This is a genomic window from Sagittula sp. P11, assembly GCF_002814095.1.
GTDB lineage: Bacteria > Pseudomonadota > Alphaproteobacteria > Rhodobacterales > Rhodobacteraceae > Sagittula.
This window is the reverse complement of sequence record NZ_CP021914.1, coordinates 129,505-153,705: the sequence shown is the minus strand read 5'-3', so window position 1 is coordinate 153,705 and position 24,201 is coordinate 129,505. Positions and strand designations below refer to the sequence as shown.

Here is a 24,201-nt window from a genome sequence, read left to right as displayed (position 1 = left end):
TGTTTGCACCGGCGAAGGACCGGCCTATTCGATCACCACCACGCCCCAGGGCTGCTGCCCGACCTGGACGGACTTGATGGCCTTTTCCTCGGCCACGTCGATCACGGTGATATCATTGGAATTGCCGTTGGTGGTCAGCAGGTACTTCTCGTCGGGCGTGAATGCGAGCTGCCAGACCCGCTGGCCGGTCATGATGTAGTCGATCACCTCGAGGGTCTCGCCGTCGATCACCGCCACCCGGTTGGCGGGGCCAAGCGCCACGAAGATGCGGCTGCCGTCGCTCGTGACCTTGACCCCAACGGGCTGCAGCCATTCCGGCAGGACGCCCGGCACTTCGAAGCCGATCTTCTTGATAAGGTCGGGGGTGCCGTCCTCCGCGATGTCCATGACGGAGACGGTGCCGCCGATCTCGGACGACACGAACAGCCGTTTGCCATCGTCGGTGTACTGCGCGTAGCGCGGGCGCTGGTCGACCAGCACGTTGTGCTTGATCTTGTAGTCGTCGGTGGAAATGAAATGCGCCATGTTGGTGGTCTCGGACGTGTTGACCACCCACTTGGCATCCGGGCTCATGCCCATGCCCTCGGGTTCGACACCCACCGGCACCTCCGCGATGATGGTGTGCGTCTCCGTATCCGTCACGGTCACGAGGTTGTCGTCCTCGTTCGCGATATACAGCCGCTTGCCCGACGGCTCGATGATGAAGAGTTCGGGGTCGGGGCCGGAGGGCAGGCTTTCCAGTTCCTCGTAGGTCTCCGTGTCGAACACCCGGACAAGGTTGTCGTCGGAGGCGCACACATAAAGCTTCGTCCCGTCCGGCGACACGGTGATGCCGCGCGGACGGTTGCCGCCCGGAAACTCGGTCAGGACTTCCCAGGTGTCTGTATCGACCACGGTGATGGTGTTGCCCCTCTCGTTGGAGACGAAGGCCTTCCCGGCCACCGCAGGTGCGGCGGAGAGGGCGATCAGGGCGGTGGCAAGCATGAGGCGTTTCATGGCGGACTCCGTCAGTTGAAGGCGGTGCATTGGGATTCGGGACGGTCCAGACCCAGCGTGTCGAGGCTGGACACCTGGTGGAGGAAACCGTCCTGCGGGCTGACGCTGACCGTGATCATGCCGTCGTACAGCAGGATCGGCTGACGGAGCTGGCCGTTCCAGTTGCGGAAGGTCACCTTCTGCCCCTTGAACGCCGCCAGCTCGAACTTGTCTGACAGCACGTAGGCCTTGATCTCCATCGGGTCGGCGGTGCTGGCGCGGGTCACGGCCTCGCCGATCACGCGCAGGGCAAGCCAGACGTTGTAATCCTCCGGCTGGACGTAGCGGCGGGTCAGCTCCTCGAACCGGGTGTGGTACTGGGTGGCGCCCCATGCCTCATGCGCACCGTGGAAGGTGACCGGGCGCAGGCCGCCGGACCCCATCACCGGGCGCGGATCCCAAAGGTTGTAGGACAGGTAGCGCGCGAAATAGTCAGTGGCGTCTGCGGCGATCACCACGTCGTGGCGCGAAGCCCCCTGCGTATCGAGCGGCAACTGACGCTGCACCAGCGCGTGGCCCGTGTCGGTGCGCCGCGCACCGCCGGTGTCCTCGATGGTGCGCTCTTCGACGATGCGGGCGCCGAACTTGTTGGCCGAACGGCGGTAGGATTCAGCCAGCGACAGGTCCGCCGGGTTCGAACCGGAGATCAGGAACCAGCGGTCCCACTTTTTCCATATGGCGAACTGCGCGACGGCGTCGGTGGTCATCTGGTCGGAGGGTGCGATGTGCAGAAGATTCGACCGGCAGGCGCCGTTCCTCAGGACGGTGTCCGGGGCGGTGGCATTCAGGACCAGTGCGCCCTCTTCCCCGGCGCGCCGGGTCAGGCGCAGCAGGTCCTCGCGCTCGGCCATCACGACGATCAGGCGGCGACCGTCGGCCAGGATCTCCTCCAGCGCCGCATCGGCCTCCTCGGGGGGAACGGCCACGGTCGTGGTGTCGTAGGTATTGCCAAGGAAACTGCCGGTGGTGTTGTTGTCCTCGTCGGCCAGCATCGCCCCCGCGAACCCGAGGTCCGGCGCCTTCAGGTCGTAGCGCGAAATCGGCAGAAGGCGCGGGTAGTCGATGCGCAGCACGGCGGCCCGCACCTCGACGGCCATGGCCCGGCCCGGGGCCGAAACGATCATCAGCGCCGCCAGAAGCAGCGTCAGCAGTCGTGCCATTTGATCCTCCCTTCGCCCGTCTTCGAGGACGGGTCTGTCGGAAAAAGACCCTTTCAAAACGGGGCCTTTTCGCAACCGATACCTTTGGGCGTGTTGCCAGCCAAACCCTAGCCCAGCCACGATGTGTCTCGACTCTTAATTTCTAAGAAGGGGGCCATGCGGCGCTTCGCGATCTTCCTGTGCCTGACTCTGGCCGCGCCCTGCGCAGCCGACGAGAAGATTGCGTTCTTCGGAATCACCCTCCTCGACGGTTCGCTCCAGACCGCGACGGGCGGCCACGAGGCGGAAGAGGCCCGTATCGAGGCGCTGGAAACCCTCGTCGCCGACCGCTTCCGGGAAGAAGGCTACGACCTCGTCGACATCGCGCCGGTGCAGGAAAAACTCGACCGGGTGGCCAACCCCGCCAAGTGCTACGGCTGCGATGCCCGGATGGCCACGGAACTGGGCGCCGACTTCGCGCTCGTGGGAGAGGTGCAGAAGATCTCCAACCTCATCCTGACGATGAACCTGCAACTGCGCGATGCGGAAAGCGGCGAGACGGTGAAGGGCCGCGTTGTCGACATCCGCGGCAACACCGACGAATCCTGGACGCGCGGCATGCGCTACATCCTGAAGACGGCATTTTTCGAAAGGGAGGAAAAATGAAGAGACGTCATTTCCTGATGACCGCGGCGGCCATGGCCCTCGTGCCCGGCATGGCGCTGGCGCACGGGCCGACCCGCCAGAAGGTCACGCTGACCGCCGAGGTCGCGGCCGAGCCGGCCGAAGTCTGGGCGGCCATCGGCGACTTCCAGGACATGTCCTGGCACCCGGCGGTCGTGTCCTCGACCGGCGAGAACGGCAACGAGATCGACGCCACCCGCGACCTTTACCTGTCGGACCAGGGGGCGGACGGCCCGCTCCTGAAAGAGGTGCTCTACAAGTACGACGCCGACAAGATGACCTATTCCTACCGCATCCGCGAGGACAACGTGGATGTGCTGCCGGTCACCAACTACTCCTCCCACCTGACGGTCAAGCCGCGCGATGGCGGCGGGTCCATCGTGGAATGGCGCGGGGCGTTCTACCGCGGCTACCCTAACAACGATCCGCCAGCAGAGCTGAACGACGAGGCCGCCATCGCGGCGGTCAGCGGCGTCTACCAGGCCGGGCTCGATGCCCTGGTCGAGCGGTTCGGTGCGGCGAGCTAGGCTCGCCCTGACCGCGGCCCTCGCCGCTGCGGTGGTCGGAACGGGACCGCTGGCGGCGGGGGATCGCGCCTTTGTCACCTGTCAGAACGGCGACGCGCTGAGCGTCATCGACCTCGGGACGGGCGAGGAAGTCGCGCGCTGGGACGTCCCCGGCAAACCGGCGGGGGTGGCCGTGGCTTCCGACGGTTCGGTCTACACGGTCTCGCCCGACAGCAAGACGGTCCGACACCTGTCGCCCGATGGCGCGCTCCTGGCCGAAACCACGCTGGACGGCGGCCCCATCGGCATCGTGCTGGACGAGGCACGCGGACGGGTCTTCGTCTCGGACTGGTACAACGCCCGGATCTGGGAATTGACAGCCGTCGACCTGTCAACGCTGTCGCAACTTGCGACCGGAGAGGCGCCTGCGGGCCTGTCCCTCTCGCCCAATGGCCGGTTCCTTGCCTCCGCCGACAAGGACGCCGACCAGGTCTCGATCTTCGACGCCGACACGCTGGAGATCGCGCATCGGGTCAAGGTCGGCACCCGCCCCTTCGGCCTGCGGTTCGCACCGGACGGACGGCTGTTCGTCGGCAATGTCGGCTCGAACGACGTGACCGTGCTCGACCCCGCAAGCGGCGAAATCCTGGCCACGGTGCCGGTGGGCGAACGCCCCTACGGGGTGGCCTTTGCGCAGGGGCGCGCCTTTGTCACCAACCAGTACGCCAACACCGTTTCGGTGATCGCGCTCGACGACCTGTCGACCGTCGCGACGCTCGATGTCGGGGAATACCCGGAAGGCATCGACACAACGCCGGACGGCGCGCATGTGGTCGTCGCCAACTGGTTCGAGAATACGGTCGAAGTGATCGACGCACAGAGCCTCGAAATCGTCGACGCCATCGAGACAGCCGACGGCCCCCGCGCCTTCGGCCGCTTCATCACGGGAGGAACGGAATGAGACATCTGGTTTTCGCAGCGCTGCTCGGCGCCACTGCCCTGCCCGTTTCAGCTGAGGACGCGTGGGACTCCATCGCGCTGCAACTCTACGGGGACCGCGCCCTGCTGGACGGCGGCGATGTGATCGCGATCGACGCGCCCTACCGGACGCAGAACGACAGCCGGACCCAGATCGCCGCCATGGTGCGCGCCCCCGAAGGCCTGAACATCGGCACGGTGACGCTGGTGCTGGACGAGAACCCCATGCCGGTCTCGGCGGTGTTTGCGCTGGAGACCCCCCTGCCCTCCTTCTTCTTCGACGTGACCATGCGGGTGAACGGCCCGACGCCGCTGCATGTCGTCGCCGAAACCACCGATGGCCGCCTCTGGATGGCCGAAGGTTTCGTGAAGACCTCTGGGCAGGGCGCCTGCGCCGCCCCTCCGGGCACCGATCCGAAGGAAGCGCTGGCCACGCTGGGCGAGATGGAACTGGAACTGGCTGACCTCCTGCCCGGCGCCGACGCCAAGGGCCGCCTCGAAGCGCTCGCCACCCGGCAGAAGCGGCTCGACGTAGACATCTCGCACCCCTCGCATTCGGGCATGCAGATGGACCAGATCTCGTTGCTCTACATCCCGATGCGCTACGTGAAGGACGTGCAGATCGACCTCGACGGCGCGGGCTACGTGGATGTGACCGGCTCGATCTCCCTATCGGAAAACCCGCGCCTCGGCCTGTCCGTCCCGGGCCGGACCCGCTCCGTCGACGTGACGATGACCGACACGGACGGCACCGTGACCACGGCACACAAGGACATCGCCGGGTTCTGACCCTGTTGCGCGCCTTGAGGGGTGCGCGGTCACCCGTCAGCACAACGGCTGCCAACGCCCCCCCCCTTGGCGCGAGCATCCCTAGGTGGACGGCGTCGGCAGCGGATTTTCCACGATGGAAGCCATGAACGTCTGGCTCTGCTGTGACTGCGCGATCATGGACCCGAAATCCGTCACCTGAAACGCGAATCCATCGGTCGATGGCGGCCAGGCGCCACCGGAAGAACCGAAGTACCGGTCGGTGTCCCCCACGAGCCGCTCCGGGCATTGGCCGAAACAACTTCCCACCGGTTTCACCGCAAAGGCGAGGTCCGCAAGCTGCTGGTAATCGGACTGCGCACCGGTCTGCAGCAAAGTCACATGCATGTCGTGCAGGCTGTCGACAAGCGACTTCACGTCAGAGTTGCCGCACTGGCAATAGGGCCCCGGCTGGTACGAGGCCTTCAGCATCTTGTCCTCGCTCATCCAGTGATCCCGGAAATAGTATTCCTTCCGGTGATCGTCTTCCTTCACCGGTTCGACGTCCCCCATCCGCGCAGGCTGGATCTGTCCGATCACCGCGGCAACCCGGTCAGAACAGGACTGAGCATAGGATGTGACGTTCTTTATCTCGGCCGCTTTCTGGGTGTCGTCGGGGGCATAGCGGGCGCGCGCCTGGTACAGAGCGATGCAGGCCGCTGCCAGAAGCATGTAGATCGGCAGCGTCTGCACCGTCTCGTCGTCATCCAGCGAGTACTGCAGCATGGTGTCCATCTGATCCTCCATGGCGGTAAGATGGTTGCTGCCGTCGCCGGTGCTCAACAGGGCCCAGATATCGGCTTCGCTTTCACCGCTGGTGACCGCGTCCTGGTAATCGGTGTTGATGAAGTCGAGACCGGCCTGCAGAACGCCTTGGGCCTCTTCTATGGCGGCCTGGGTCAACTCCTGGTGCAGGATGGTGGTGATCGCGTTTTCCAGTTCGCTCACGACCTTCGCGAGGTTGAGTTTGTCCGGGTGGAAGATCTGGTAGATCTTCTCGCCCATCGCGACCAACTTCAGAATGGTGTTGATCGTCTGATAGACCATCAGAAAGGTGCCCATTCTCTTCTCCCCCCTTGAGTGAATGAATGCCGGTTCAGGCAACCTCCCGTTTATCGGCGGCGCCATGACCCGGAAGATTGACGTTGGGGAAGTTAAATAGCAAACCTTTTCGGGCAGGGAGCGTCGTGGCGGATCGACGGCATTTGCGTTTGAGGTTCAACGCCTTGTTCCCGATGAGCCATCGCTGCCGGTCAAAGTGCAGGTCAGGCCCGTCAATACAATCGGGCAGCCTCCGGCTCTGGCTTTGGTCGCGGCACAGCCATTGAAGATACGCGGTGCATACTCGCTACAAGCCGTTTGTCCGAAATCACACGTGCCCGGAGAAACCCTGCTTCAGGGCTGCGGCTCCTCAGGCTTCGCCACTTCCAGCGGGTAATCCATGAAGGACCAGCCGTCCGTGCCTTCGGGCAGCCAGAAGACCTCTTCGTATCCCCATTCGATGGCCCGCTTCGCGGCGTTCCAGCTCATCCAGCAGTCGTCCAGACAGAAGAAGACCACCGGGCGGGAAGGATCGTCGCCGGTGGCCATCTTCAGGCCGCGGCGGAAGTACTCGGCGGTGACGTCGGCAATCGCGCCGTAGCCGACGTTGGGCAGCCAGATCGCACCGGGGATCGTGTCGCGGGGCTTGTCGCGCCAGATCGTGCCCTTGGGCAGGTTCGGAGGACGGGGGGCCTGAGGCAGAACGTCGATGAAGGCGGCTTCGCCGGCTTCCCAGATCCGGTGCGCCTCTTCCGGGTCGATCACCGTGCCGCCGGTCAGCGTATCGGGCACGGGCGCGCGAAACTCTTCCATGCGATAGCCGTCGGGTTCCGGCACCCCCTCGGCGCAGAGCGGCGCGGCGAGGCCTGACAGGATCAGGACCAGCGCCGCGACGGATTTCATTGCGTGACGTCCAGAACCGCGTCGCCCATGTCGTTGACCATCGGCACGCCGGCCTCGGCCAGGACCGCGTTGATTTCGTCCTGATGGCGGCGGATCAGGGAATTCAGCTCGCGCTGCCAGACCTTCTCGCCCTGCCGGACGCCCATCGTGATGCGGTAGTACATCTTGGGTGGCAGCGTTTCATGGATCAGCGGAATGACCTTCAGGTCGGGGTGGTCGGACTTCACCAGCGGACCGCCGATCGGACCCCAGAGGATCGCCGCGTCAATCGTGCCTGCGTCGAGGTCATTCAGCATGTTTTCCGCCGGGCTCTCATACCGGCGATCGACGACCAAGGCGTAGGGTTTCGCCTTTCCGATCAGGCCGTTGCGGGCCATGTGATCCGCCGGGGGCGAGCCTGCGATGACGCCGATACGCTTGCCCTTCAGCGCTTCGTCGGAAAGCGCGGTAACGTTGGCCAGATCGCTCTCCTTCGGCACGATCAGCGTGAAGACGGAGGTCAGGTAGTGGTTGGTGTTCAGGACCAGCTCGTGCCCCTGGGCGTAGCCCATGATGACGTCGCACTTCTTGGCCCTAAGCGTGTTGCGCACGAAGCCGGTGGCCATCGGATACCAGGTGTAGGTGACGGGCAGGTCCAGCTTCTCGCCGATCAGGTCGGCCAGCTTGTTCTCGTACCCGCTCTCGTCCTTGCCGGACATGGGCAGGTTGGCCGGGTCGGCGCAGACGCGCAGGCTCGACGTGGACACGAGGTCCGAAGTCTGCGCCTCGCCGCGCGCGGCCCAGCCGAGAAGGCCGGACAGCGCAAGCGTGAGGCACAGGGTCAGCTTAGCCCATGCATGCATCTTCCTGCTCTCTGATGAGGTCGGATTTTGCTTCCTTCTTCGGCGGGCGGCCGCGCGGCACCGCGTCCATGCCGCGGGCGGCAAGGTAGACGTAGATGTCGTTCAGGTAGCACATCACGTTCTGGTTGTCGCCGAAGTGGGGCATGACGGAGTTGCCGTTCTGCCGCCCGTTCACCACGACGTCGTAGAAGTCGTAATAGCCCATGTGCACGGCAGAGTTCTTGATCTTCGGTGCGTAGGAGGACCCTTCGCCGTCCGGGCCGTGGCAGACGTGGCATTCGGAGTGATAGCGGCGGAAGCCGGAGAAGGTCAGCCAGTCGACGGTGCCGTCCTCGGCCACGTTGTAGGTCGGGATGTCCTCTTCGTTGTAGTAGATGCCGCCGTCCTCGTAGGACACGGTAAACTCTCCTTCGTGGTCTGCGGGCTTCACCGGCTGGTCGCTCCAGCTCTGTGCGGCCGCCACAGCGGGAAGCAGCGCCGAGGCGGCCACTGCTGCAAGAATTCGGGATGCGTGGCGCATCATGTGGGTTCACCTTTCGGCTGTAACTGGGAAGGAGGGGCCGGCACGCGGCCTAGGCGTGCCGGCCCCCTTTTACGGACTGGTCAGATCAGTCGGGCAGTGCGAACACCGTCAGCTGACCACCCAGAGCGGTGTAGTCGCTGAGGGCTGCGTAGCCGCCCACGGCGCCGAGACCGTCGTTCGGGTTGGTCAGACCGGCCGCGAGGCCGATGCCGGCCCAGCCGCCGATGCCGGACAGGATGCCGATGTACTGCTTGCCGGCCTGCTCGTAGGTCATCACGTTGCCGATGATGCCCGAGGGGGTCTTGAAGCGGTAGAGTTCGTCACCCGTCTCGGAGTCGACAGCCTTCAGGTAGCCTTCGAGCGTGCCGTAGAACACCACGTCACCCGCGGTTGCCAGGGCGCCCGACCACACGGAGAACTGCTCCGGCAGCGACCACTTGATCTCGCCGTTGATGTTGTCCCATGCGATGAAGTTACCCATGCCGCCATGGCTGTCCGGTGCCGGGTACATCGACAGGGTCGCGCCGACGTAGGGCTGACCTGCGGTATAGGACACGCGGAACGGTTCGTAGTCCATGCAGACGTGGTTGGTCGGCACGTAGAACAGCTCGGTCTTCGGGCTGTAGGCCGCCGGCTGCTGGTCCTTGGAGCCAAGCGCCGCCGGGCAGATGCCGGTGGAGTTGACGTCTTCGCCGTTCTGCTCGGTGGAGTACTGCGCCACCACGGCCGGACGGCCATAGGTGTCGGATGCCGGGTCCATGTCGACGCCGGTGGTCCAGTTCACAGCCGGGTCGTACTTCTCGGCCACCAGCAGTTCGCCGGTCACGCGGTCCAGGGTGTAGCCCAGGCCGTTCCGGTCGAAGTGGGTCAGCAGCTTGCGCTCTTCGCCGTCGATCTCCTGCTCGGTCAGGATCATCTCGTTGATGCCGTCGAAGTCCCACTCGTCATGCGGGGTCATCTGGTAGACCCACTTGGCCATGCCGGTGTCGATGTCGCGGGCCATGATGGTCATGGACCAGCGGTTGTCGCCGGGACGCTGCGCCGGGTTCCACGTCGACGGGTTACCCGTGCCGTAGTAGACGAGGTTCTCTTCCAGATCGACCGAATACCAGCCCCAGGTGGTGCCGCCGCCGATCATCCACTGATCGCCTTCCCAGGTGTTGGTGCCGGAGTTCTCGCCGACAGGCTCGCCCAGGTGCGTGGTGTTCTCCGGATCCATCAGGATGTCTTCGTCCGGACCCATGGAGTAGGCGCGCCATTCCTGCTCGCCGGTTTCCATGTTGTAGGCCGTGACCGAACCCCGGACGCCGAATTCGCCGCCGGAGATACCGACGATGACCTTGTCCTTGACCGGAAGCACGGTGGCGGTGTTGGTCTCACCGATGGACGGGTCGCCGTTCTGCACTTCCCAGACCACTTCGCCGGTCATCGCATCGAGCGCGACCACCTTCGTGTCGGCCTGGTGCAGGAAGACCTTGCCGTCGGCATAGGCCACACCGCGGTTCACGGTGTCACAGCACATCACCGGGATGACTTCCGGATCCTGCTTCGGCTCGTACTTCCAGATGATCTTGCCTTCCTGCGTCAGATCGAGCGCGTAGACAATGTTCGGGAACGGCGTGTGGACGTACATCACGTCGCCGATCACAAGCGGCGAACCCTCGTGGCCGCGCAGAACGCCGGTCGAGAAGGTCCACGCAACCTGCAGGTCGCCGACGTTGTCCTTGTTGATCTGGTCCAGCTCGGAATAGCGCTGGTTCTTGTAGTCGCCGGTCTGGATCGCCCACTGAGCTGGGTTGTCCATCTGCTCCACGAGATCGCTGTTTGCCATCGCCGTCGTGGCGCAGCAAAGGGCGATGCCCGATGTGAGTAGTTTTAACGATTTCATTGTCTTCCTCCCGATGTGGCGTATTTCGCCGTTTTCTGGCTGGGCCCCTGGAGCCCTGCCGGTTGACACCGCGCCGCCGGTTCTCTCCCACCCGGCGGCACGGCGAATTCCCTTATTCGCCCATTTCGTGGGTCTTGAGGAACGCGATCACGTCTGCGCGCTCTTCTTCCTTGCGCAGGCCGGCAAAGGCCATCTTGGTGCCCTTGGCATAGTCGCGCGGCTTCTCGAGGAAGGCGGCGAGTTCTTCGGCCGTCCACGTCTTGCCTTCCGCGCCCATCTCCTTGAGGACGTCGGAGTATTCGAACCCTTCGACGGATGCGATCTCGCGGTCGACGACGCCGTTCAGCACCGGGCCGACCTTGTTCTCTGCGCCTTCACCCACGGCGTGGCAGGCCTGGCACTTGCGGAACACCCGCTCGCCCTTCTCGGCGTCGCCTTCCATGCCGCCATGGCTTTCGGCCGCGGCGAGGACGGGCAGCAGGGTCAGAATCGATGCGCCGATGATGTGTTTGATCATGTTCTTTCCTTGGTCAACTGGGTTGCTCTAGTGGAGCCGCTCTGCGTGCCAGGCGACGTGGTCTCCGGCGAATGAGTTAACGAAGAAGTACGAATGGTCGTATCCCTTCTGCATCCGGAAGGTCCCTGGTTGGCGGCGACGGGTCATCATACCCGCCAGGGCATCGGGTTTGAGCAGTTCGAGAAACTGATCGGCCCCCCCCTGATCCACCAAGATATCTCCTTTCCAGCCCTTGTCCTCTAGTAACAAAGTCGCATCGTGGTCCGACCACGCCGCCTCGTCGTCGCCCAGGTAGGCGGACAGTTGCTTGCGGCCCCAGTCGCTTTGCGTCGGGTTGGCGATCGGGGCGAAGGCGGACAGGCTTTCGAACAGGTCCGGGTTGCGCATCGCGATGGTCAGCGCGCCGTGCCCGCCCATCGAATGGCCGGTGATCCCGTGCCTGTCGAGCACCGGGAACCCCTTGGTCACGATGTCCCGCAGTTCGTTCACGACGTAGTCGTACATGCGGAAATGCGGTTTCCACGGGCTGCGCGTCGCATTCACGTAAAAACCCGCGCCCTGCCCCAGGTCGTAGGCGTCGTCGTCCGCCACACCGTCGCCGCGCGGCGAGGTGTCGGGGAAGACCACCGCGAGCCCGTGGCGCGCGGCATGTTCCTGGAGACCGCCCTTGGTCATGGCGTTCTCATGCGTGCAGGTCAGGCCGGACAGATACCACAGCACCGGCACCGGGGACTCCTCTGCCTGCGGCGGCAGGTAGACCGCAAAGGTCATCTCGCATCCGCAGGTGTTGGAGTCGTGCTTGTAGACGCCCTGCACGCCTCCGAAGCAGCGATTTTCGGAGATGGTTTCCATGACGCCTCAGAACTCCACGACTGCGCGGATGGACTTGCCCTCGTGCATCAGTTCGAACCCGTGGTTGATCTCTTCCAGCTTCAACTTGTGGGTGATCATCGGGTCGATCTCGATCTTGCCCTGCATGTACCAGTCGACGATCTTCGGAACGTCCGTGCGCCCCTTGGCACCGCCGAAGGCCGTGCCGCGCCAGACGCGCCCGGTGACAAGCTGGAACGGACGGGTCGAGATCTCGGCCCCGGCGGGTGCCACGCCGATTATGATCGACTCGCCCCAGCCCTTGTGCGCGCATTCCAGCGCCTGCCGCATGACCTTCACGTTGCCCGTGGCATCGAAGGTGTAATCGGCACCGCCCTTGGTCAGTTCCACCAGATGCGCGACCACGTCGCCGTCGATCTTCGACGGGTTCACGAAGTCGGTCATGCCGAAGTGGCGGCCCATCTCTTCCTTGTCGTCGTTCAGGTCGACGCCGACGATCTGGTCCGCTCCGGCAAGGCGCAGGCCCTGGATGACGTTCAGGCCGATTCCGCCGAGGCCGAACACAACGGCGCGGCTGCCGATTTCAACCTTCGCGGTATTGATGACTGCACCGATGCCGGTCGTGACGCCGCAACCGATGTAGCAGACCTTGTCGAACGGCGCGTTCTTGTCGATCTTCGCCAGCGCGATTTCCGGCACAACGGTGTGGTTCGCGAAGGTCGAGCAGCCCATGTAATGGTGAATCGGCGTGCCATCGAGCATCTTGAACCGAGTGGTCCCGTCCGGCAGCAGACCCTGACCCTGCGTCGCCCGGATGGACTGGCAGAGATTGGTCTTCGGATGCAGGCAGTATTCGCATTCCCGGCATTCCGGCGTGTAGAGCGGGATCACGTGATCGCCGACCTCAAGGCTGGTCACACCCTCGCCGACCTCGATCACGACACCCGCGCCCTCGTGGCCGAGGATGGCCGGGAAGATGCCTTCCGGATCGTCGCCCGAGCGGGTGAATTCGTCGGTATGACAAAGGCCTGTGGCCTTGATCTCAACCAGAACCTCACCCTTTTTCGGGCCGTCCAGTTCCACTTCCATGATCTCGAGGGGTTTGCCGGCCGCAACGGCCACGGCAGCGCGTGTTCTCATGTCTGTCTTCCTCCCTGGCCCGGGCGTCAATGCACCCCGGCTGTTTGATCCGAGTATGGTGGGCTGCGGCATACCGACACAATGCAGACCATCGGATGCATTCGGTCGGCATGGACAGCCGGGGGTGGGCTTTGGCATCCTTGCGCATCAAGGGAGGACTTCCACCATGCTGACACGCAAGGCGCTTGCTGCGCTGGCCTTATGTGCCGCCACACCGCTTTCCGCCGCCGATTACTCCGACCCGACCTGGCCCTGCATTCAACGCAAGGTAGAGCGGCTGTCGGAAGGTCTGATGTGGCCGCACCCGATTCCCGAAACCATGCCCGAGGATCCCGCCCTCCGGCGGGAGATCGAGCAACTCGCCGCAAAGCTCGCCATCCGGCGTCTCGAGGTCTCCGAGCTTCAGGCGGACGTGACGGCGTTTGCCGAACGCAACGGCGGCGATCCGGCGCTTCTCGGGCTGGTCTTCGAAGAGACCTTCTCCAGCCTGAGCGGCCGCCGCTCCCGGATCATCGACGGCATCGGGAAATTCTCGCTCAGCCAGATTTCCCTGTCAGAGCGGATCGAGGCCGCCCGCCAGGACATGGAGGCGGAGATGGCCCAGGAGGACCCGGATTTCGACAAGGTCGACGCGCTGGAGGAACAGCTGGACTGGGACCAGACGATCTACACCGACCGCCAGCAGTCCATCACCTACCTCTGCGAAACCCCCGTGCTGCTGGAAAAGCGGCTCTACGCGATCTCGCAGCTTTTGCAGGGCGTGGTCTCGGGCTGATCACTCCCATTCCAGTTCGGTGAAGGCGAGAGTGGCGTTGCGGGGATTGTAGGCGTCGAACAGTTCCCAAGCGTCACGCTCGCTTTCTGCGATGTGCTTGACCGCCTCGCCCAGCCGTTCGCCCGCGTCGATGGCGGCGCGGGTCTCGCGCGCCAGCGTGTCGAGGTAGCGCTTCAGCGCCGTGCCGCCTTCGGGCCATGGCAGCAAAGGGTCGCCATGGCCGGGCACCACATGAGTCCCCTGCCCTTCCAGTTCGGCCAGCGCCGCTTGCCAGCCGCGCAGGCTGCCGTCGAGCGCGGGCGTGTGCCGGTGGAACAGGAGATCTCCGGCCAGGAGCGTCCCGGTCGCCGCGTCGAAGACGGTCAGGTCCACGGTCGTATGCGCGGCAGGCCAGGCGTCCAGACGCAGAACACGCGCTCCGAGGTCGATCTCTGCCGTGTCGGCGACCGTCTCGGTCACCTCCGGCGGTTCGGTCCCGAGCATCCCCTGCGCACCCACCAGCCGGTCGAGGCTGTCGAGGTAGTTCTCCTCCCGGTCCGCCAAGGCGCGCGGCAGCCCTTCGTGACCGACGACCTCTGCCCCGGCCTCCGCAAGGACACTTGCGCCAAAGACGTGGTCCGGGTGCACATGGGTCAGGATGACGTGGCTTACCGGCAGGTCGGTCCTTGCCCGGATCGCCCGCCAGAGCGATTCGCCGATCCAGCGCGCCGACCCGCTGTCGATCACCGCGACGCTGTCCCCACCGATCACGATCGCGAGATTGGAGACATCCCCGCCGTTCTCGGTGTCCGGCTCCTCGATCAGCCCTTGGTGCACCCAGAGGCCCGGGGCCACCTCCGCGAGGTCCAGCACCGGCCCGGCGGGAACACACCTTGGGTCCCCCTCTACCGAACCGCGTGAAAACGCCGGTACCTCAGGCGGTTGCGCCGCGATCCTTGCCGCGCACTCCGCCTGTGTGCCGCCTTCGTACCCCGGCAGCAGCACATCGCGACAGGTGTCGCCCCCCGTCGCCAGACACAGCATGACAACCACTTCGAACATCTCCCATCCTCCCGCGACCAGCCTGCCACAGCCATCCCGCCAGACCACACAGACTTAATGCCCGCTATCGCGATGGCGGTCGGCGTGGCACGCTTCGCGACACACCATGCAAAAGGAGGAGGCATGGCCCACACTTTCAGACTGGCCACCGCGCTGGCCCTGTTGATGACCGTTCCCGCCATGGCCGAGACGGTCGAGAACCCGCTTGTCCCGAGCGAGACGTGGGAAGACCTGCGGTTCGACGTGATCGGCGACACCGTCATTTCCGACGCCGAAAGCCCGCTCTCCATCGACGCCCCCTACCGCGCGCATGACGCTGCGACGGTGCCCATCGTCCTGACGCAGACGAACCTCTCCGCCCAGATCGACAAGGCCACCGTGGTGATCGACGAGAACCCGGCCCCGGTCGCGGCGGAACTGACCTTCGGCCCCGCCATGGTGCCCGTCGATTTCGAGCTGCGTGTGCGGGTGAACCAGTATTCCAACGTCCGCGTGCTGACGGAGACGCCGGACGGCACCTTCATGTCGGGCCGGTTCGTGAAGGCCTCCGGCGGCTGTTCCGCCCCCGCCTCCCGCGATCCGTCCGAGATGATGGCCACGCTCGGCCAGATGAAGCTGCGCCTTTTCGGCGAACCTGAGATCTCCACCGCCCGGCGCGAGGCGCAGATCATGCTGCGCCACCCGAACTACTCCGGCCTGCAGCGCAACCAGGTGACACAGCTTTTCATCCCGGCCCACTTCATCGACCACATGGAAGTCTGGCAGGGCGACGAGATGCTGTTCACCATGGATGGCGGCATCTCGATCTCCGAGAACCCGGCCTTCCGGTTCTCCTACACCGACAACGGCGCACCCGCGCTGACGGTGAAGGCCACCGACACCGAGAGCAACGTCTTTGAACAGAGCCTGCCCAAGGACGCGCAGGGGTAACGGATCAGAAGCAGACGACCTCGGCCTCGGCCTGCGCACGGCGAAGGTCGGTGACGAGGTTCTGCGCGGCCACCGCACTGTTGAACACGGCCATGCGCTCGCCCCCGGTGCGGCGCATCGACAGCACCGTTTCGGCTTGCAGGTATTTCTCGTAGGGCAGGATAGAGGCGATCTCGTCGATCGAGCAGGAGCATTGTTCGAGCGTCAGCCGCGACCGGCCGTTCGTCGCCATGCAGGCAAAGACATAGTCCGCCCGCGCGGCGGTGGGATAGTCGTTGTACCGCTGCGCGATGTCCTGCGCCTGCACGCCGTCCGGCATCAGGGACAGGGCCGCCGCACAGAGAGCCGCGCCCAGCACCGACCCGCGCAAGCCCCGAAATCCTGGCAATCTTCGAAGCAAATCGCGTCCGCGGACACCGGACCTTAAGACCTCGCCCCGGATGATAGGGGCGGGAGGACGGGGGAGTAACCGTTTCTTTGCGACTATCTGCGCGGCGGCATCTGCCCCCGCGCGGCTGCACCGGTCTTCAAGATGCGGATGGGTCATTCCGCGCCCTCCGCCTCCAGGCTTTCGAAGTCGATCTCCGAGCGGTAGACTGGCGCGCCTTCTTCGCCCGGCACCTCCGCGACAAAGCTCATGTACCAGCCCGGCACGTCTTCGGACATGGTGACGGCCAGCGCCAGTTCGCCAAAGCCCTGCATGCGGTCACTGTTGGGATCGCCCTCGAACGGGTGCAGCACCACGGTCTTGGTCGGCACGGTACGGCCATCCAGCGTGGCGTCTCCCTCGACCACCTCGCTCGGACGGATCAGCGCCTCCTTCACGCGGTTGCGGATGTAGTACGGGCTGCCGCCTGCCGCCTCTGCCATGTCCCGCACCACGGATTCGTAGAAGAACATGATCATCGGGTTACCCACGCTGGCCGGGAACTTGCCCAGACCCCGGTGCTTGCCATTCTGGCGGAACTCCAGCTCCGCCATCAGCGCCTGCTGCTCCTCGAAGGACAGGCGGATCGTGCCGGTGTCGCGCACCGCCGATTCCGGCTTCAGTGCGTTCACCACCTCGCGCGTGTAGCTCAGCGCCTTGTCCTTGCCCACCGGGTCGAGCGTGCCCGAGCGGAACAGCAGATCATAGGTCTCCTGACCGTCCAAAGTCTCTGCGGCGGCCGGTCCGGCCAGCCCGAGACAGAGCGCGGCGAATAGCATCGTCTTGCGCATGTTGAAATCCTCCTTCACCCGAGACTAGCCGCAGGCCCGGTCCTGTCATTGCCGACTTTCGGCTCGGTCCCCGCGGCGCCGCCCCGGATCTTCCAGTCGATCAGCGGGCGTAAGCGCGACACCTGCACCGGTTTCGTCATCACGGAGAAGTCCTGTTCGGCCCCAGCCCGCAGCAACCGGTCGCGCCGGTCGGCGGTGATCATGATCGCGGGCACGTGGGTTCCGAACTCCGCCCTGACCCGCGCGATGGTCGACAGCCCGGTGTCGCCGCCGTCGAGCTGGTAATCCACCAAAAGGATGTCGGGCGGGATGCCCATGTCCCGCAAATGCCCGACCGCCTCCTCCGTCGAGCGCGCGCCCAGCACGCTGGCGCCCCAGGTCTCGAGCGTCTGGCAGGTGGCGAACAGCACGTTCTCGTCGTTCTCCACCACAAGCGCGATGAAACCCTCGAGGCTCTCCTCGCTTTGCATCGGCACCTTGGGGGCGGTCAGCGCCGTGGCGGCGTCCACCACGTCGAACTCGATGCAGAACTTCGACCCCACGCCCACCTCGGACGACATCCACAGCCGGTGGCCAAGGTGACGGCAGGTGCGCTCCACGATGGACAGGCCCAGCCCCACGCCGGAGCCGACCGGCACATTGCCCGCACGGGCGAATTCCTCGAAGATCCGGGACTGGTCCTCCGGGCCGATGCCGATGCCGGTGTCGAGCACCTGAAGCTCGACCTTGTCGCCCCGCCGGCGGCAGCCCAGCACCACCTTGCCGCCCGGCTCCGTGTACTGGATCGCGTTCACCACGAGGTTCTGGATGGAGCGCAGCAGGTACACCGGATCGGACCTGACCCAGGACATGCAGGGCACCATCCGCAGCGCCACGTTGCGCTTCTGCGCAAGCGGCATCTGGTCCTCGAAGATCGTCTGCATGATCTGGCCAAGGCACAGCGTCGTCGGATGCACCGTGTCGTGGTCGGCGCTGTCCAGCCGCGAGATGTCCAGCAGCGCGTGCAGCAGTTGTTCGATGGAGGTGAAGGCCCCCTTCAGCCGGTCCACCATGGGTTCGTGTTCCGACCCGGCCGAGTTCGTCTGCAAGGTGGCGATCAGCAGTTTGGCGGCGTTGATCGGTTGCAGCAGGTCGTGGCTGGCGGCTGCGAGGAACCGTGTCTTCGACGAAACCGCCGCCTCCGCCCGTTCCTTGGCAACGCGCAGCTCTTCCTCGACGCGGGCCTTCTCCTCGTATTGCTGGGTCAGGCGTGCGTTCGTCTCCGTCAGTTCGCGGGTGCGTTCCAGCACGCGCTTTTCCAGCGTCTCGGTCGCGCGGATCTCCAGCGTCACGTCCTTCAGTTCGACGAGGAAGCCGCCGTCCGGCAGCCGGTTGCCCTGCAGGTCGAACACCTGCCCCGACCGGCTGCGCACCTGCCGCCGGAGCCGCCCCTGCCGCAGCAACTGCCGCCGCCACTCGTCCACCTGCAGCAGCGAATGGTCGGCGATGAAGCCGCGGATCGACATGAGCTGCAGCAGCCGGGCCATGTTCATGCCCTTCTGCAGCACCGTCATCGGCAGGCCGGTCAGCTTGCGGAACTGCTGGTTGTGCATCACCACGTCGCCGTTGGCGGAAAAGCTGCAGACGCCGCTGGTCATGTTCTCGAACACCGCCTGAAGGTAATCGGCCTGCCGGTCGATCAGGTGTTCCTTCTCGCTCCGGTTCTGGCGGACCACGGCTGTGATATCGCTCAGCAGCAGCACCGTGTTGTCCATCGAGGTGCGCTGCGTCGACAGCTGGTAGAAGCGGTCCTCCGTCACCTCGATCACCATCGAGGCCCCGGGCAGCGGGCCGTCGTTCGCGCCGATCTGCCGGTCGGTGGAGATCACGAAACGGCTTTGCGCCAGCAGTTCGAAGTATTCCGGCAGCGGCAGACCGGGCACGATGCGGTCCGACACGTCCGGCAGCAGGTGCTGGAACAGGTCGTTGCAGATGGCAAGCTGGCCCTCGGTAAAGAGCGCAAAGCCCTCGCCCATTGCCGCCAGCGCCTCGTCGAGGTTGCGGCGCGTGCGCTCCCGTTCGAAACGGGTGGTCTCCAGCTCGTCGGCGGCGCGTTCGAGGTCGCGGGTCTTGGCCGCAACCTGTGCCTGCAACTCGATGGCCGACTGGAAGGCGCTGTAGGCCGTCTGGCCCACGTGGTTCTGCCGCATGGCGCGGCGCACCAGCGCCTCGATGATCCTGTCCTGCCTGAGAAGCTGGAGCTCGGGCGGTTCCAGCGGGTCGATCAGGTTCACGGCAGAAGGCTCCCCCTCGGGCCGAAAAAGGCGACGCCCACGAAGGTCTGGTTCATGTGGAGGCCGCAGTGCTGTTCGCCGTAGGTGTTGAAGCCCAGCACCTTGCGGCGCCGGAAGATCTCCGACACCTGGCCGTCCAGCTTCTTCTCCTCGATCTCCAGCTTTCGCAGCACGCAGTCGAAGGCGAGGATGAAGTCCGGTTTCCGGCCCATGGAATCCGTGACGTCCAGCTCGGCTTCCAGCGTCTCGATGATCTCCTTGCCGCGGCCCATCACCATGATCAGACCGTCGTCGATGGCGGCAAGGAAGGACAGCGTGTTGCCCTCAAGCACGTCGGCGATGGCGCGGACGTAATGCGCCTGCTTGTGGCAGACCAGCATTGGGTTCTCGGCAAAGACCTGCGGTGTCAGCTCGGCCACCGAACACCCCACCAGCCGCGCGTATTCCTTGGCCGCCGGCGCGCCGTTGATCTCCGTGACCAGCCGCTCCTCGGTGTTGGCCTCGGTGATGACCAGTTCGTGCCCCTCCGGCAGGAAGTGGTCGAAACTCACGCCCTGGAAATGCAGGTCGGTCTCGATCAGCAGCACCAGCGCGGCGTTGTCGTGGAACTGGCCCTTGTGCAGGATCTGCGTCCGCTCGAAGGCCATGCCGTCCCCGGCGGAACCGCCGAACACCGGCACACCTTCCAGCACGCTCTCCAGCACCGACGCCAGAAGATCCTCCTGCTTCGACAGCCCGTCGGCAAACACCAGCGCCAGCCGGTTCCAGCCCGCCGTGTGGATGAACTTGCCGTTGTTGCGGGTCATCGTCTCGAAGATCTGGGCGATGGACAGCGGCTTCAGCGGCGTGATCAGCGTGGACGCGCAGCGGAAGTGCTCCTTGCGGAAGCCGATCAGCAAAAGCGCATCATTCTCGTATCCGAAGGGGGTGATCTGCCCGGCGGTGGTGCAGCCGAAGACCGGAACGCTTTCCAGTTCCTCGGCGAAGACCTCGGCCACCGCGTCGGAATCCATCGCCGCGGGGATCAGGGCGATGACGAAACAGAGTTCATGCGCGCTGACGGCCCGCGCGGCCTCTCGGGCAGCACAGGCCGGATCCGCGTTGTCGGACCGTCCAACAGTGACATAGGCCGGAAGATCCGGCCCGATTTCATCGCGCGCCATACCTCAGTGACACAGGAAGTTGCGCGCTTCCGGCTCTGCCTCGATACCCGGGGCGGCCGCCTTGTTCGCCGCCTCGACCATCAGCGCCGCCTGCGTCCGGTTGTTGACCCCAAGCCGCCGCAGGAGCGCGGTGATGTGGGCCTTGACCGTCGCCTCCGCCAGTTGAAGCTCGTAGGCGATCTGCTTGTTCGGCTTGCCCGCGCAGATCAGCTTGATGACCTTCTTCTGCTGGGGGGTCAGCGCCGCGAGCTTGGCGTTCATGTCGCTGCCGGGGGCATCCGGTGCATCGGACACGGTGTTCTGGCGATACTCCATCGGCACATGCTTGCGGCCGTTGGCGATCTCCAGAAGCACCTGCTGCAGGTCCTCCACCGGGGTGTCCTTCGTCAGGAAGCCGGAGGCGCCCTCGTCCATAAGCGCATGCACCAGGGCCCGCGAGGTCAGCGAGGAAATCACCAGGACCGGTGTGTCGGGCACGCGCCCGCGCATCGTCACGAAGCCGGAAATGCCCTGCACGTCGGGCAGCTTCAGGTCGAACATCACGAGGTCGGGCGAAAACCCGTCGTCCAGAACCTTCAGTGCGTGTTTGAGAGAACGCGCCTTCTCGAAGCGGCAGAGCGGGAAAACCCCCTCAAGCGCCGAGGCCAACGCGTCACTGAATAGTGGATGGTCGTCCACGATCAGCACGGACGAAATCCCTTCGTCACGCGCTGCAACTTTGAAGTGTTGCATGTCAAAGCCTCCCTGTTGAAAAGCTAGACCAAGCACATCGTTTTGCAACTGTTTCCGAATGGAACAAGTTAGGCTGAGAGGGGGTTACGCGCAACAATGTTGCGAAGACCCTTTGTGGCAAGGGCTTGACGGGTTTTGTGCGGCTGGCGGAAAAACTCCGCTGCACCGCAGAAAATAAGGACAATTTTCCGCACCGCCCTGAAAGGTGATTCGCAGATCGGCCATTTCGCTGCGCCAGCCCTGAAAAAGCCCGTTCCGAACGTGGCCCGCTTGGACGATCTCTGCGGGCCTGCCACCCCGTGGAAAACGCACAACCAAAGCGCGAGTAACGGCGCCCCGCGGCGCACGGTCGGGCACCGGTATGGGAGAGACGGACCCGGTCGGGGCCGCGGGGCGTCGGGAAGACAAGGGGCCCCAGTAGACCCCGATGCCCGCACCCTGCCCCGCGACGGACGGAAACGGAATTCTTAATTTATGAGAGGATCTGCGGCGCTGTGCCCTCGATGCAGAACCCCTTGTTCCGCACCGTGCGGATGCCGAACCCGAAATCCTGCGCGGCCAGCTTCTTGCGGACATAGCCGATGTAGACATCGACGACGTTCTCGTTTCCCGGCCCGTCCGCCCCGCTGTCGGACGCCCACAGCGCGTCAAAGATGGCACCCCGCGCCAAAGGCTCTCCGCCCTGCCGGACAAGCAGCATCAGCAGGTCGGCCTCGCGTTCCGTCAGTGTGGCCTCGGCGTCGCCGAGGCAGAGCAAGCGGATGGATTTACGGAAGATGGCGGGTTGAGGACGGCGTGCCTCCGCGCGTTTTTCCTGCACCCTCAGGCGCGCGACCAGTTCGTCCAGCGAGAACGGCTTCACCACATAATCGTCCGCCCCGGCCTCCAGCCCTGCGGCGCGCTGTTCGACCTCCGACAGCGCGGACAGCATCAGGACGGGCACGTCCACCCCTGCGGCGCGCGCTTCCCGGACAAGGTCGATGCCGCTGTCCTCGCCCAGCATCACGTCGACGATGGCGGCAGCGAACCCGCCGCCCAGCAATTGCGCCAGCGCCGTATCGGCCCGCAGTTCGGTCTGTGCCTCATAGCCATGGATCGCCATCCCCCGCGCAAGGGCAGAGGCGATGCCGGGGTCGTCGTCCACGATGAGCAGCCGCAAGGTCATCGCCGCACCCTATCCTTCCGCCACCGGCAAGCGAACCGAAACTTTCGTCCCCGGTCCGTCGCCAAGCCGCTCTGCCTCGGGCACCGGGCTGGTGACGGAGATCTCACCGCCCTGCGCCTCGATCACCCACTTCGCCAGCGCGAGGCCAAGCCCGAACCCGGCGGAATCCTTGCGTCCCTGGCCGAAGCGTTCGAAGATCCGCGTCTGCGCCTCTGCCGGGATGCCGGGACCGTTGTCGATCACCGCCGCCACGCCGCCCTGTACCACGATCCGCACCCTGCCCCCGTCACGGGCGTGGCGGATGGCGTTGCGCACCAGTCCGGCCAGCACCTGCCGCAGCCAATTCGGGTCAGCCAGCACGGTGCCCTCCCCGGCCTGCGTATCCAGATGGACCCCGGCGCTTCGGCACTCCGCTTCCACCTCTTCGACCACCGCGCGCACCGTTTCCGGAAAATCCACCTTTCCCGGGTCCAGCGCCAATTCGCCGCTGTCCGACCGCGCCACCCGCAGCAGGTCGTCGATGCGCCGGTTCAGCCGCGCTGCCCGGCTCTCGATCGTCCCGAAGATTTCCGCCCCGTCCGCAAGGGTCTGCCTGCCGATCTGCGCCTCCATCAGGATGACGGTCAGGGGCGTGCGCAACTCGTGACTGACATCGGCAAAGAACCGGCGGCGGCGGGCATCGACGGCTTCGAGCTGGGCGTTGGCGGCGCGGAGCTCGGCCGTCCGCTGGGCGATCTCCTCCTCCAGCCGGTCCCATTCCGCCTGCACATGGGCCTGCCGAGAGGCCAGCGCGGCAGCCATGCGGTTGGTCTCCGAGAAGAGCGCGCCGATCTCGTCGCCGCGGGTTTCCGGCAGGGCCACGTCGAAGTCCTCCGCCCCGATCCGCCGGGCGGCGCCCCGGAGTTGCTCCAGCCGGCGGAACTGTGGCCGGACCAGCCCCAGCGTGAACCCCGCCACCATCAGGAGAGACAGAACCACCATCGCAGCGGCCGCCCAGATCATCCGCTGGCGGAGCGTCTCGATCCCCTTCAGGGTTTCGCGGCGAAACATCGCCTCCCCGTTGAGAGCCTCGTTCAGAAGCGGGTCGAAGGTGCTGGCGAAGGCGTCGATGTGGGCGCGCAGAACCGGCACGTCCTGATCGACGCGGCCCAGCCCGGTCAGCGTGGAGCCAAGCTGCGCCTCCATACGTGCCAGCGTAATCGACTGCGTGGCATGGCGCGACTGCCGGTCGATGCCGGAGGCCTCCGCCTCCTCGACCGCGCGCTCAAGGTCGCTGCGGATCAGCAGGAAGGTCGCGCCGATGTTCTCGGCCACCGGCTCCAGCCGCTGCATCCGTTCCTCTCGGGGCAGGCCGCGCTGCACCGCCTCCGTGGCGATCACGAGGAAGGTGGACACCTGCGAGGACAGCGTGCCGTAACGCGTCATCCGGGCCTCGGCGTTCAACGCTGCCTGCATCCGGTCGCCCACCCGCTCCATGCCCCAGAACAGGGTCAGGGCCGTCAAAAGGGTGACCGCGCTCAGCGCCACGGCACCGGCGGTCAACCGCGCGCGCAGCGACCAGGGCTGGCCAAGACGGGTCATCGCCCCAGTTTCGTGATGAAATGGTGGGCAAGCATGGCGGGACTGAGCATTCCTTACGCTGTTCTCCGGACAATTCGAGCCACCGCCCGCCCGGTTAACGGAGTTTTCCCTTACCGCGCGCATAGTGAAACTACGACTAAAGGATGTATTGATAGAGGCCCCCGATGATCGAGCTGCTTTTCGTAACCTGCATGGCGACAGCCCCCGGCGACATGGACACCTGCCGAGAGCGTAGCCTTGTCTTCACCGATGTCACCCCCATGGCCTGCATGATGGGCGCACAGCCGCAACTGGCGCGCTGGGTGAACGAACACCCGAACGAGCGGATCCAGAGCTGGAAGTGCCGGACAGTCGACCATTCCGAGCGAGACGCCTGATCGCCGCGGCCTTCCGCCACTCCGCATAATCCTGCAAAATTTCCGGACAGGCTGACACCCGCTGCCAATCTGTCCGACACTCTGACCCGTCGCCTGCATGCGCCGGGCCATC

The 24,201-nt window shown here is 65.2% G+C and carries 25 protein-coding genes; 7 read left to right on the top strand and 18 right to left on the bottom strand.

All coding sequences use genetic code 11. The features are described 5' to 3' along the window. Positions 1 to 24 precede the first annotated feature (24 nt). On the bottom strand, positions 25 to 996 hold the full coding sequence (locus CDO87_RS22770; RefSeq protein WP_100931207.1) for a YVTN family beta-propeller repeat protein: 972 nt from the start codon (positions 994 to 996) through the stop codon (positions 25 to 27). 11 nt (positions 997 to 1,007) lie between these two features. Next, positions 1,008 to 2,195 (bottom strand): ABC transporter substrate-binding protein, encoded by a 1,188-nt coding sequence (locus tag CDO87_RS22765; RefSeq protein WP_100931206.1) that lies wholly within the window; start codon positions 2,193 to 2,195, stop codon positions 1,008 to 1,010. A 156-nt stretch (positions 2,196 to 2,351) separates the two neighbouring features. On the opposite strand from CDO87_RS22765, the gene CDO87_RS22760 reads away from it, so the two are divergent. The 4 genes from CDO87_RS22760 to CDO87_RS22745 are packed head-to-tail and all read left to right on the top strand — an operon-like array spanning position 2,352 to position 5,131. Then, complete coding sequence (locus CDO87_RS22760; protein WP_100931205.1) at positions 2,352 to 2,840, top strand: DUF3280 domain-containing protein; 489 nt, start codon at positions 2,352 to 2,354, stop codon at positions 2,838 to 2,840. After that, positions 2,837 to 3,385 carry an SRPBCC family protein gene (locus CDO87_RS22755; RefSeq protein WP_100931204.1) on the top strand — a complete coding sequence of 183 codons (549 nt, stop codon included), beginning with the start codon at positions 2,837 to 2,839 and terminating at the stop codon, positions 3,383 to 3,385. The genes CDO87_RS22760 and CDO87_RS22755 overlap by 4 nt, the downstream gene beginning before the upstream one ends. Next, positions 3,351 to 4,325, top strand: coding sequence for a beta-propeller fold lactonase family protein (locus CDO87_RS22750; RefSeq protein ID WP_254698492.1), 975 nt, complete (start codon positions 3,351 to 3,353; stop codon positions 4,323 to 4,325). Before CDO87_RS22755 ends, CDO87_RS22750 begins: the two co-directional genes overlap by 35 nt. Continuing rightward, complete coding sequence (locus CDO87_RS22745; RefSeq protein ID WP_100931203.1) at positions 4,322 to 5,131, top strand: quinoprotein dehydrogenase-associated SoxYZ-like carrier; 810 nt, start codon at positions 4,322 to 4,324, stop codon at positions 5,129 to 5,131. The genes CDO87_RS22750 and CDO87_RS22745 overlap by 4 nt, the downstream gene beginning before the upstream one ends. A gap of 81 nt (positions 5,132 to 5,212) precedes the next feature. Here CDO87_RS22745 and CDO87_RS22740 read toward each other — a convergent pair whose 3' ends face one another. From CDO87_RS22740 to CDO87_RS22705, 8 genes are all read right to left on the bottom strand, one after another. Further along, positions 5,213 to 6,211 carry a hypothetical protein gene (locus tag CDO87_RS22740; RefSeq protein WP_100931202.1) on the bottom strand — a complete coding sequence of 333 codons (999 nt, stop codon included), beginning with the start codon at positions 6,209 to 6,211 and terminating at the stop codon, positions 5,213 to 5,215. A 333-nt stretch (positions 6,212 to 6,544) separates the two neighbouring features. Further along, a complete protein-coding gene (locus tag CDO87_RS22735) occupies positions 6,545 to 7,093 on the bottom strand; it encodes a PQQ-dependent catabolism-associated CXXCW motif protein (protein ID WP_100931201.1) in 549 nt (182 codons plus the stop codon). Further along, complete coding sequence (locus CDO87_RS22730; RefSeq protein ID WP_100931200.1) at positions 7,090 to 7,935, bottom strand: substrate-binding domain-containing protein; 846 nt, start codon at positions 7,933 to 7,935, stop codon at positions 7,090 to 7,092. The genes CDO87_RS22735 and CDO87_RS22730 overlap by 4 nt, the downstream gene beginning before the upstream one ends. Continuing rightward, on the bottom strand, positions 7,919 to 8,458 hold the full coding sequence (locus CDO87_RS22725) for a c-type cytochrome, methanol metabolism-related (protein WP_100931199.1): 540 nt from the start codon (positions 8,456 to 8,458) through the stop codon (positions 7,919 to 7,921). Before CDO87_RS22725 ends, CDO87_RS22730 begins: the two co-directional genes overlap by 17 nt. A gap of 85 nt (positions 8,459 to 8,543) precedes the next feature. Then, positions 8,544 to 10,346 carry a lanthanide-dependent methanol dehydrogenase XoxF5 gene (gene xoxF5 / locus CDO87_RS22720; RefSeq protein WP_100931198.1) on the bottom strand — a complete coding sequence of 601 codons (1,803 nt, stop codon included), beginning with the start codon at positions 10,344 to 10,346 and terminating at the stop codon, positions 8,544 to 8,546. A 112-nt stretch (positions 10,347 to 10,458) separates the two neighbouring features. Further along, complete coding sequence (locus CDO87_RS22715; RefSeq protein ID WP_100931197.1) at positions 10,459 to 10,863, bottom strand: cytochrome c family protein; 405 nt, start codon at positions 10,861 to 10,863, stop codon at positions 10,459 to 10,461. A gap of 27 nt (positions 10,864 to 10,890) precedes the next feature. Then, positions 10,891 to 11,715: an S-formylglutathione hydrolase gene (gene fghA, locus CDO87_RS22710; RefSeq protein WP_100931196.1), complete on the bottom strand. Its 825-nt coding sequence runs from the start codon at positions 11,713 to 11,715 to the stop codon at positions 10,891 to 10,893. A 6-nt stretch (positions 11,716 to 11,721) separates the two neighbouring features. Next, positions 11,722 to 12,834, bottom strand: a complete 1,113-nt coding sequence (locus CDO87_RS22705; protein ID WP_100931195.1) for an S-(hydroxymethyl)glutathione dehydrogenase/class III alcohol dehydrogenase — start codon at positions 12,832 to 12,834, stop codon at positions 11,722 to 11,724. A 166-nt stretch (positions 12,835 to 13,000) separates the two neighbouring features. On the opposite strand from CDO87_RS22705, the gene CDO87_RS22700 reads away from it, so the two are divergent. Next, positions 13,001 to 13,609, top strand: a complete 609-nt coding sequence (locus CDO87_RS22700) for a hypothetical protein (RefSeq protein ID WP_100931194.1) — start codon at positions 13,001 to 13,003, stop codon at positions 13,607 to 13,609. Here the strand turns inward: CDO87_RS22700 and CDO87_RS22695 are convergent, their stop codons facing one another. Further along, positions 13,610 to 14,650: a quinoprotein relay system zinc metallohydrolase 2 gene (locus CDO87_RS22695; protein WP_100931193.1), complete on the bottom strand. Its 1,041-nt coding sequence runs from the start codon at positions 14,648 to 14,650 to the stop codon at positions 13,610 to 13,612. A 123-nt stretch (positions 14,651 to 14,773) separates the two neighbouring features. Here CDO87_RS22695 and CDO87_RS22690 point away from each other — a divergent pair, with 123 nt between their 5' ends. Beyond that, positions 14,774 to 15,580, top strand: a complete 807-nt coding sequence (locus CDO87_RS22690; RefSeq protein WP_100931192.1) for a quinoprotein dehydrogenase-associated SoxYZ-like carrier — start codon at positions 14,774 to 14,776, stop codon at positions 15,578 to 15,580. A gap of 4 nt (positions 15,581 to 15,584) precedes the next feature. Here the strand turns inward: CDO87_RS22690 and CDO87_RS22685 are convergent, their stop codons facing one another. The 7 genes from CDO87_RS22685 to CDO87_RS22655 all read right to left on the bottom strand — a co-directional run bounded on the left by CDO87_RS22685 (position 15,585) and on the right by CDO87_RS22655 (position 23,712). Beyond that, positions 15,585 to 15,899, bottom strand: coding sequence for a hypothetical protein (locus tag CDO87_RS22685; RefSeq protein WP_100931362.1), 315 nt, complete (start codon positions 15,897 to 15,899; stop codon positions 15,585 to 15,587). A 224-nt stretch (positions 15,900 to 16,123) separates the two neighbouring features. Then, complete coding sequence (locus tag CDO87_RS22680; RefSeq protein ID WP_100931361.1) at positions 16,124 to 16,798, bottom strand: hypothetical protein; 675 nt, start codon at positions 16,796 to 16,798, stop codon at positions 16,124 to 16,126. A 14-nt stretch (positions 16,799 to 16,812) separates the two neighbouring features. Beyond that, positions 16,813 to 19,071, bottom strand: coding sequence for a hybrid sensor histidine kinase/response regulator (locus CDO87_RS22675; protein ID WP_100931191.1), 2,259 nt, complete (start codon positions 19,069 to 19,071; stop codon positions 16,813 to 16,815). Then, entirely contained in the window at positions 19,068 to 20,234 is a 1,167-nt protein-coding gene (locus CDO87_RS22670) for an FIST N-terminal domain-containing protein (protein WP_100931190.1), read from the bottom strand. The genes CDO87_RS22675 and CDO87_RS22670 overlap by 4 nt, the downstream gene beginning before the upstream one ends. A 3-nt stretch (positions 20,235 to 20,237) precedes the next feature. After that, positions 20,238 to 20,966: a response regulator transcription factor gene (locus tag CDO87_RS22665; protein WP_100931189.1), complete on the bottom strand. Its 729-nt coding sequence runs from the start codon at positions 20,964 to 20,966 to the stop codon at positions 20,238 to 20,240. A gap of 472 nt (positions 20,967 to 21,438) precedes the next feature. Further along, positions 21,439 to 22,131 (bottom strand): response regulator transcription factor, encoded by a 693-nt coding sequence (locus CDO87_RS22660; RefSeq protein WP_100931188.1) that lies wholly within the window; start codon positions 22,129 to 22,131, stop codon positions 21,439 to 21,441. Between the two features lie 9 nt (positions 22,132 to 22,140). Next, positions 22,141 to 23,712: a HAMP domain-containing sensor histidine kinase gene (locus CDO87_RS22655; RefSeq protein ID WP_100931187.1), complete on the bottom strand. Its 1,572-nt coding sequence runs from the start codon at positions 23,710 to 23,712 to the stop codon at positions 22,141 to 22,143. Between the two features lie 164 nt (positions 23,713 to 23,876). Here CDO87_RS22655 and CDO87_RS22650 point away from each other — a divergent pair, with 164 nt between their 5' ends. Then, a complete protein-coding gene (locus CDO87_RS22650) occupies positions 23,877 to 24,089 on the top strand; it encodes a hypothetical protein (RefSeq protein WP_100931186.1) in 213 nt (70 codons plus the stop codon). Positions 24,090 to 24,201: the final 112 nt, after the last annotated feature.

Excerpts from the sequence above, each read along its gene's own strand:
- CDO87_RS22770 (WP_100931207.1), bottom strand. The coding sequence starts at position 996 with ATGAAACGCCTCATGCTTGCCACCGCCCTGATCGCCCTCTCCGCCGCA.
- CDO87_RS22765 (WP_100931206.1), bottom strand. The coding sequence starts at position 2,195 with ATGGCACGACTGCTGACGCTGCTTCTGGCGGCGCTGATGATCGTTTCG.
- CDO87_RS22760 (WP_100931205.1), top strand. The coding sequence starts at position 2,352 with ATGCGGCGCTTCGCGATCTTCCTGTGCCTGACTCTGGCCGCGCCCTGC.
- CDO87_RS22755 (WP_100931204.1), top strand. The coding sequence starts at position 2,837 with ATGAAGAGACGTCATTTCCTGATGACCGCGGCGGCCATGGCCCTCGTG.
- CDO87_RS22750 (WP_254698492.1), top strand. The coding sequence starts at position 3,351 with ATGCCCTGGTCGAGCGGTTCGGTGCGGCGAGCTAGGCTCGCCCTGACC.
- CDO87_RS22745 (WP_100931203.1), top strand. The coding sequence starts at position 4,322 with ATGAGACATCTGGTTTTCGCAGCGCTGCTCGGCGCCACTGCCCTGCCC.
- CDO87_RS22740 (WP_100931202.1), bottom strand. The coding sequence starts at position 6,211 with ATGGGCACCTTTCTGATGGTCTATCAGACGATCAACACCATTCTGAAG.
- CDO87_RS22735 (WP_100931201.1), bottom strand. The coding sequence starts at position 7,093 with ATGAAATCCGTCGCGGCGCTGGTCCTGATCCTGTCAGGCCTCGCCGCG.
- CDO87_RS22730 (WP_100931200.1), bottom strand. The coding sequence starts at position 7,935 with ATGCATGCATGGGCTAAGCTGACCCTGTGCCTCACGCTTGCGCTGTCC.
- CDO87_RS22725 (WP_100931199.1), bottom strand. The coding sequence starts at position 8,458 with ATGATGCGCCACGCATCCCGAATTCTTGCAGCAGTGGCCGCCTCGGCG.
- xoxF5 (WP_100931198.1), bottom strand. The coding sequence starts at position 10,346 with ATGAAATCGTTAAAACTACTCACATCGGGCATCGCCCTTTGCTGCGCC.
- CDO87_RS22715 (WP_100931197.1), bottom strand. The coding sequence starts at position 10,863 with ATGATCAAACACATCATCGGCGCATCGATTCTGACCCTGCTGCCCGTC.
- fghA (WP_100931196.1), bottom strand. The coding sequence starts at position 11,715 with ATGGAAACCATCTCCGAAAATCGCTGCTTCGGAGGCGTGCAGGGCGTC.
- CDO87_RS22705 (WP_100931195.1), bottom strand. The coding sequence starts at position 12,834 with ATGAGAACACGCGCTGCCGTGGCCGTTGCGGCCGGCAAACCCCTCGAG.
- CDO87_RS22700 (WP_100931194.1), top strand. The coding sequence starts at position 13,001 with ATGCTGACACGCAAGGCGCTTGCTGCGCTGGCCTTATGTGCCGCCACA.
- CDO87_RS22695 (WP_100931193.1), bottom strand. The coding sequence starts at position 14,650 with ATGTTCGAAGTGGTTGTCATGCTGTGTCTGGCGACGGGGGGCGACACC.
- CDO87_RS22690 (WP_100931192.1), top strand. The coding sequence starts at position 14,774 with ATGGCCCACACTTTCAGACTGGCCACCGCGCTGGCCCTGTTGATGACC.
- CDO87_RS22685 (WP_100931362.1), bottom strand. The coding sequence starts at position 15,899 with ATGCCGGACGGCGTGCAGGCGCAGGACATCGCGCAGCGGTACAACGAC.
- CDO87_RS22680 (WP_100931361.1), bottom strand. The coding sequence starts at position 16,798 with ATGCGCAAGACGATGCTATTCGCCGCGCTCTGTCTCGGGCTGGCCGGA.
- CDO87_RS22670 (WP_100931190.1), bottom strand. The coding sequence starts at position 20,234 with ATGGCGCGCGATGAAATCGGGCCGGATCTTCCGGCCTATGTCACTGTT.
- CDO87_RS22665 (WP_100931189.1), bottom strand. The coding sequence starts at position 20,966 with ATGCAACACTTCAAAGTTGCAGCGCGTGACGAAGGGATTTCGTCCGTG.
- CDO87_RS22660 (WP_100931188.1), bottom strand. The coding sequence starts at position 22,131 with ATGACCTTGCGGCTGCTCATCGTGGACGACGACCCCGGCATCGCCTCT.
- CDO87_RS22655 (WP_100931187.1), bottom strand. The coding sequence starts at position 23,712 with ATGACCCGTCTTGGCCAGCCCTGGTCGCTGCGCGCGCGGTTGACCGCC.
- CDO87_RS22650 (WP_100931186.1), top strand. The coding sequence starts at position 23,877 with ATGATCGAGCTGCTTTTCGTAACCTGCATGGCGACAGCCCCCGGCGAC.